This is a genomic window from Caulobacter sp. P1_B12_2, assembly GCF_056406675.1.
The window spans coordinates 1-6286 of record NZ_JBFTZS010000279.1 but is presented as its reverse complement, the minus strand read 5'-3'; the positions used below and the strand labels follow the sequence as shown (position 1 = coordinate 6286).

Here is a 6286-nt window from a genome sequence, read left to right as displayed (position 1 = left end):
GTCCAGGACGACGACGCCCCGTTCGCTGAGCTGTTGCAGGGCGTRCTCGACCATGCCGACCGCGCCGGCGACGATCGTGCGGCGGGCGGCCAGCACGGCCTCGGCCTGCTGGCGCTTGAGCATCGTCCCCGCGATCTCCGGCGCATAGGCCAGGTGCATCAGGTGGGTCTCGTCGATCGACACTCCCGCCACCGCCGTCCGGCCTCGAAGATCGGTCCGCAGGCCCTCGCCGACCTGATCGGCGTCGGCGCGCAGCGTGGGCTCGCCGCTGTCGTCGTGGTCGTAGGCGTAGTGCGAGGCGGTTTCGCGCAGCGCGGTCTCGATCTGGATGTTCACGAAGGCGACGTAGTCGTCGACGTCGAACAGGGCCTGAGCGGTGTCGGACACGCGCCAGACGATGTTGGCGGCGATCTCGATCGGGTTGCCGCGCTTGTCGTTGACCTTCAGCCGCTCGCTGGTGACGTTGCGCACCCGCAGGCTGATCTTCTTGCGGCCGTACCAGGGCAAGACCCAACGCAGGCCTGTCCGGCGATCGGTGCCCATATAGGTCCCGAACAGGGTGACGACGTAGGCCTCGTTCGGCTGCAGCGAATAGAAGCCGAAGCTGACCAGCAGGAACAGCACGATCAGGGCCGCGCCCGAAAGCGGGCCGGCGACGCCGCCTGTCGAAAACGCCCAGACAGCGGCGGCGATGATCAGGGGAAGCGACACCAACGGCAGCCCGCCGCCGATCCCGCCAAAGGCGCGTTCGGTCGAGCGGTTGATATTCGGCGCGTCGGTCATGGAGCCCTCCAGGATTGATAACAAAGTGATATCACTTTGATCGCTTCTGGCAAGGCCCGTCCGGACCGCGTAGGCAGGCGGTGCGATTGCGGTCGAGGACTTGAATGGCGCGATATCTCTTCACCACCTGGGAAGGCGGCGGCCATGTGCAGCCCATGCTGCTGGTGGCCCGTGACATGGCGGCGCGCGGCCACGCCGTGTTGTTCCTGAGCGATCCCTGCAACGCGCCCGACGCCGCCGCCCTGGACGTGCCGTTCCGCGCCTGGACGACCGCGCCGTTCCAGACCGGCAAGACCCGCGACGACGACCGCCTGAAGGATCACGAGGCCGACAATCCGCTGGCGGTGATCCAACGCCTGCTCGACCGGGTGATGGCCGGTCCCGCCCTCGCCTACGCCAACGACACCCTGGCGGCGATCGCCGCCTTCGCGCCGGACGTGGTGGTCAGCCAGGAGCTGCTGCTGGGCCCGATGGCGGCGGCGGAGGCGACGGGCGTGCCGCTGGCCCTGCTGGCGGCCAACATCTGGTCGCTGCCGACGATGCCGAGCGGGCCGCCGTTCGGGGCCGGCATGCTTCCGGCCGCCAATGACGAGGAGCGGACCATGCACGCCATGGTCGGCCAGATGGCGCGAACCTTTTTCCAGGCCGGCCTGCCCGACCTGAACGTCGCCCGCGTCGCCCTGGGCCTTGCCCCCCTCGCCGACCTGTTCGCGCAGTTGGACGTCGCGGAGGCGATTCTGCTGGCCACTAGCAAGGCGTTCGACTTCGCGCCCGCCCCCCTGCCCGCGCCCTTCGCCCATGTCGGGCCCTATCTGGCGGATCCTGCCTGGGTCGCGCCGTTCACGCCGCCGCCCGGCGACGCGCCGCTGGTCGTCGTGTCGTTCTCCAGTCTCTACCAGGCGCAGGAACCCGCTCTGCGCGCGATCATCGCCGCCCTGGGCGACCTGCCGGTGCGCGGCGTGGTGACCACGGGCCCGACGATCGATCCCGCCGAGCTCGAGGCTCCGGCCAACGTCGCCGTCGTGCGCAGCGCGCCCCATGGCGAGCTGCTGAAGGACGCGGCCCTGTTCGTCACCCATGCCGGCCATGGCTCGACCCTGCGGCCGCTGATGGCCGGCGTTCCGCTGCTGTGCCTGCCGATGGGCCGCGACCAGAACGACAACGCCGCCCGCGTCGCCCATCGCGGCGCCGGCCTGACCCTGCCGGCTGATGCGAGCGCCGACGCCATCGCCGCCGCCGTTCGCCGCCTGCTGGACGAGCCGGCCTTCAAGGCCGCCGCCGAGAGCCTGGGCGCGGCGGTCCGCGCCGACGAGGCCGCGCGCCACGCGGCGGCGGCGCTCGAGGCGCTGGCCCCCTAGTCCTCGGCGACCGCGATCCGCACGTCGCCGCCGGCGTGTTTTGTGGCGAAGGCCAGAAGACGTTCGCCCTCCTCCGCCACGGCCTTGGCGACCGGCTTGCCGACCTTGGCGAACAGCTCCACGTGCAGGACCGACTCCATCTTGCCTTCCTCGATGCGCCAACGCCCCGCCGTGAAGCCGTCGACCAGCACGGCCGCCCGCAGAACACCGTTGGCCGTATAGAGCCGACGTCTGTGATCGGCAGGCATGATCCGCGTCCGATCCTCGTGGGCCAGCAACACATTGTCGAATTCGCCTAGGAAGCGGACGGGCGCCTCGACCTCGGCCGACGGCCTGGACGCTTCGGGAAGGTCGAACAGTTCCACGCCGTCTTCGTCTTGGAAGAGGATCAGGGACGGTCGGAGCGCCTCGACTATCGGTGTCAGGCGACTGAGACCCAGCCAGGTCTGGGCGTCGGCGACACTGGCCGGGCCGWACGCCGCCAGATAGCGCCGCACCAGGTCCTTCAGGATGAGGCCGGGTTCTGGCGTGTCGAGGCGATCGTCCATGGCCGCCAGCGTCGGTTGGCCGCTGCGCCCCCAAAGGCCGCGCGGCGGCAGCTGCAACATCGGCAGATGGATGCGCGCGACCATGGCCAGCGCCTGGGGATCGCGCCCGGGCCAGCGCTCCGCCAAGGCCTGGCGAAGGCCGGCGGCGGTCAGCGGTCCGCTCCGCAGCAGGTCGCGGGCCGCCGTGACGATTTCCTCCTGGTCCAAGCCAGCCAAAGCCCGGCCATGGACGGAGCCCTCAGTCAGGAACCGGTCCAGCCCGCGCTGGATCAGGGGCCGGATCGCCGCGAAGTCCTTGGCGGCGGCGATGTGAAGGGTGCCCCGCATCAACGTGCCACGCGCCAGGCTGAAGTCCTCCAGCCCACGGGACAGGTCTTCCGGCGTGAAGGTCTTCAGCCGGGTCCAGAGCGCGAAGTAAGGGGCCTTGGGCGACTGGGCTTGCAGGGCGATCAGGTGATCCAGCGCTTCGGGAACGTCGAGCTCGGCGCGCCGCAACAGGTGCTGCCGCGCCAGCAACGCGCGGTTCAATGCCCGGCGATCCAAGGCCTTCTCCGTGGAACTTTTGTCCGCCACGCCAGCCCCTCTTACCTCATCGCCATCTAGACCGAGCCCGTCGCCAGCCCGGTGTCAGCAATCGGCGCGGCGAAGGTCACGCGATAGAAGGCCGTCTCGCGCCCTTCCACTCCGAAGTCGTTGTCGGTGCTCAGCAGCAGGTCGTGATCGGTGAGCAGGGCCATGCCCTCCAGATCGGCGTCGATCCGCGGCCAGTCGTCGGTGGACAGCACCAGGGTCTTGGTCAGCACCGGCGCGTCCAGGGTCACGCGATAGAGCTTCGAGGTTCGCGAGATCCGCTCCAGCACCAGAAGCTGGTCGCCGCCCAGCGACACAGCCTCGGAGATCTTCAAGTCCTCGGGCCCCACCGATCCGGCCTCGGCGTCGCGGCGGAAGGTCCCCGGCGCGTCGGACGGATAGAAGTGCTCGGCCAGCGGCGCGCCGGTTCGGGCGTCCAGCGTCCAGCGTCCAGAGCCGGGCCCGCCCCTGCCCTTCGGCGTCAGTCTCGTCTTCAGGCGCGAGCGGGCTTTGCAGGATCACGTGCAGCCGTGTCTCGTCCGGCGACAGGGCCACGGCCTCGAAGCCGCGGTTCAGGCGTCGGCGCGCGGACAGGGCCGGCAGGACATCCTCGACGCGATAGGCCGCTCCCGCCAAGGCCGCGCCCTCGCCTTTCGGGACCCAGCGCGCCTTGACCACGCCGTCGGCCGCCACGACCAGGATCGAGGGGCCATACTCGTCAGCCACCCGGAACGTGCCGTCGGCCAGGGCCGCCACCCCTTCGGTGTCGCCTCCGGCCAGGCTGTGGCCCAGCGCGACGCCCGACAGGTCGAAGGCCGGCTCCATGGCCGCCATGTCCCCGCCGGGTCCGGGAAGACCGTCGAAGGTCACGCCGCTCGCGTCGCGCAGGGGCAGAACCTGGAGACACGTGACCCCGTCTCCCTCGACGCGCAGTTGGGCCAGCATCGGCCCGATCGCCGGCCGAGGCATGATCTTGGCGCCTTCAAGGGCGGCCAGTGCGGACAGATGCGTCAGGCCGTGATCCTCGACCGCCGCCCCGATCTTGATGTTCGGACCACGATCGCCGATCGCCCAGACCACGCCCGGCGGATCGCCCGCGCGCCGCGCCAGGCCCGAGCCCAGACCCAGGGTGATGCGCAGACGCCCGCGCGGCGTCTCCACCTCGTCGAGACGTTGATCCGTCCAGGCCAGGCGGGAGATGGTGATGTCGGCGGTTTCGGCGGCCATGCCCGATCAGTGCGGGCGGCGGCGGCGAAAGTCCATCGCCTGTCCAACCGCGATGATGGTGGGCGGTGAGGGGATCGAACCCCCGACCCTCTCGGTGTAAACGAGACGCTCTACCGCTGAGCTAACCGCCCCCAGGACTACCCAAGCCCGTCAATTCGAGGCGGACGAAACCAAGACGGACGGGGATGTGGGAGATACCCCGTCCGCCCGGAGAAGTCCTGCATAGAAAAGGCGGGGCGCCGTCGTGGCGACCCGCCTCGAAATCTTCTTACTGGATCAGCTGTTCAGCGTGGTCTTCAGACCTTCGCCGACCTGGAACCGGGCGGTCTTGGACGCCGGACGGTTCACGGTCTCGCCGGTGCGCGGGTTGCGTGCGGTGCCCGCGGCGCGGGCGACGGCCTTGAAGGTGCCAAAGCCGACCAGGCGCACGTCCTCGCCGGATTTCAGCGAACTGGTGACGGCGTCGATGAAAGCCTCGAGAGCGTCCTTAGCCTGGTTCTTGTTGATGCCCGCCTTTTCGGCGATCGCCGTGACGAGTTCGGCCTTTGTGGTCATGTTCTTCTCCCAGCATGAAAGCGGCGGCGCTGGCTACAGCTCACGCCGCTTCGCTCGACCGGGAGTATGCGGGGTTCAGACGGCCCGTCAAACGAAGGCGGCGCGGAAAATATCCGCGCCGCCTAAGTTATCCACGATAAGTTACTGTTAGTGGGTCAGAACAGCGTCACTGTCGCTGTCATCAACCTTCGCAGCTGCAGCAATCGGTTCGTCCTCTTCACTCCACTCGATGGGCGTCAGCGGCCCCGTGAGGGCGTGCTTCAGCACTTCATCGACCGTCGAGACGGGGATGATTTCCAGGCCGTCCTTCACGCTTTGCGGGACGTCGGCCAGATCCTTCTCGTTCTCTTGAGGGATCAGGACCGTCTTCACGCCGGAGCGCAGGGCGGCCAGCAGCTTCTCCTTCAGGCCGCCGATGGCGGTGACCCGGCCGCGCAGGGTGATCTCGCCGGTCATGGCGATATCCTTGCGGATCGGGATGCCGGTCAGCACCGAGACCATGGCCAGGGCCATGGCGGCGCCGGCCGACGGGCCGTCCTTGGGAGTGGCGCCGTCCGGCACGTGGATGTGGACGTCGGTCTTCTCGAACACCGGCGGCTTGACCCCGAAGTGCAGGGCCCGCGAGCGGACGTAGGACTGGGCCGCCGAGATCGACTCCTTCATCACTTCCTTGAGGTTGCCGGTGACCGTCATACGGCCCTTGCCCGGCATCTTCACGGCTTCGATGGTCAGGATGTCGCCGCCGAACTCGGTCCAGGCCAGGCCGGTGACGATGCCGACCTGGTCGACTTCGTCGGTCTCGCCGTAGCGATACTTCTGGACGCCCGCGTACTTGGCCAGGCGCTCGTCGTCGATGGTGATCGAGACGACCTTTTCACGGGCCAGATCGCGGACGGTCTTCCGCGCCAGGGCGCCCAGCTCCCGCTCAAGCGACCGCACGCCGGCTTCCCGGGTGTAGTAGCGGATCAGGTCGCGGATCGCCTTTTCCGGCACCACGAACTCGGTCGTCTTCAGGCCGTGGTCCTTCATCAGCTTGGGCAGCACGTGGCGCTTGGCGATCTCCAGCTTCTCATCCTCGGTGTAGCCGGGGATGCGGATGATCTCCATGCGGTCCAGCAGCGGCTGAGGCATGTTGAGGCTGTTGGCCGTGGTGACGAACATCACCTGGCTCAGGTCGTAGTCGACTTCCAGATAGTGGTCGCCGAAGGTCGAGTTCTGAGCCGGGTCCAGCACCTCGAGCAGGGC

Annotated in this window: 6 protein-coding genes, 1 tRNA gene and 1 pseudogene; 1 reads left to right on the top strand and 7 read right to left on the bottom strand. The window is 68.8% G+C overall.

Annotated elements, in window-relative coordinates; genetic code table 11:
- A partial coding sequence (locus AC1DZ6_RS16680) for an SPFH domain-containing protein (RefSeq protein WP_477098262.1) occupies positions 1 to 783 on the bottom strand: 783 nt, incomplete at its 3' end.
- 104 nt (positions 784 to 887) lie between these two features.
- Between AC1DZ6_RS16680 and AC1DZ6_RS16675 the strand changes: the two genes are divergently transcribed.
- Positions 888 to 2141 carry a glycosyltransferase gene (locus AC1DZ6_RS16675; protein ID WP_477098261.1) on the top strand — a complete coding sequence of 418 codons (1254 nt, stop codon included), beginning with the start codon at positions 888 to 890 and terminating at the stop codon, positions 2139 to 2141.
- Here the strand turns inward: AC1DZ6_RS16675 and AC1DZ6_RS16670 are convergent.
- From AC1DZ6_RS16670 to AC1DZ6_RS16645, 6 genes and pseudogenes are all read right to left on the bottom strand, one after another.
- On the bottom strand, positions 2138 to 3217 hold the full coding sequence (locus AC1DZ6_RS16670) for a winged helix DNA-binding domain-containing protein (protein WP_477098260.1): 1080 nt from the start codon (positions 3215 to 3217) through the stop codon (positions 2138 to 2140). The two genes, AC1DZ6_RS16675 and AC1DZ6_RS16670, sit on opposite strands and share 4 nt — an antisense overlap.
- Before the next feature lie 71 nt (positions 3218 to 3288).
- Complete coding sequence (locus AC1DZ6_RS16665) at positions 3289 to 3699, bottom strand: esterase-like activity of phytase family protein (RefSeq protein ID WP_477098263.1); 411 nt, start codon at positions 3697 to 3699, stop codon at positions 3289 to 3291.
- A gap of 70 nt (positions 3700 to 3769) precedes the next feature.
- Positions 3770 to 4486, bottom strand: a pseudogene (locus tag AC1DZ6_RS16660) (esterase-like activity of phytase family protein); the annotation flags it as partial.
- A gap of 56 nt (positions 4487 to 4542) precedes the next feature.
- Positions 4543 to 4617, bottom strand: a tRNA-Val gene (locus tag AC1DZ6_RS16655).
- Positions 4618 to 4762: 145 nt separating this feature from the next.
- The gene (locus AC1DZ6_RS16650) at positions 4763 to 5041 is read right to left on the bottom strand and encodes an HU family DNA-binding protein (RefSeq protein ID WP_477098259.1); all 279 of its coding nucleotides are present in this window, start codon (positions 5039 to 5041) and stop codon (positions 4763 to 4765) included.
- Between the two features lie 147 nt (positions 5042 to 5188).
- On the bottom strand, positions 5189 to 6286 hold a 1098-nt coding region (locus AC1DZ6_RS16645; RefSeq protein WP_477098258.1), incomplete at its 5' end, for a S16 family serine protease.

What these genes read in the sequence shown, in the direction of transcription:
- AC1DZ6_RS16675 (WP_477098261.1), top strand. Translation starts at nt 888, where the DNA reads ATGGCGCGATATCTCTTCACCACCTGGGAAGGCGGCGGCCATGTGCAG.
- AC1DZ6_RS16650 (WP_477098259.1), bottom strand. Translation starts at nt 5,041, where the DNA reads ATGACCACAAAGGCCGAACTCGTCACGGCGATCGCCGAAAAGGCGGGC.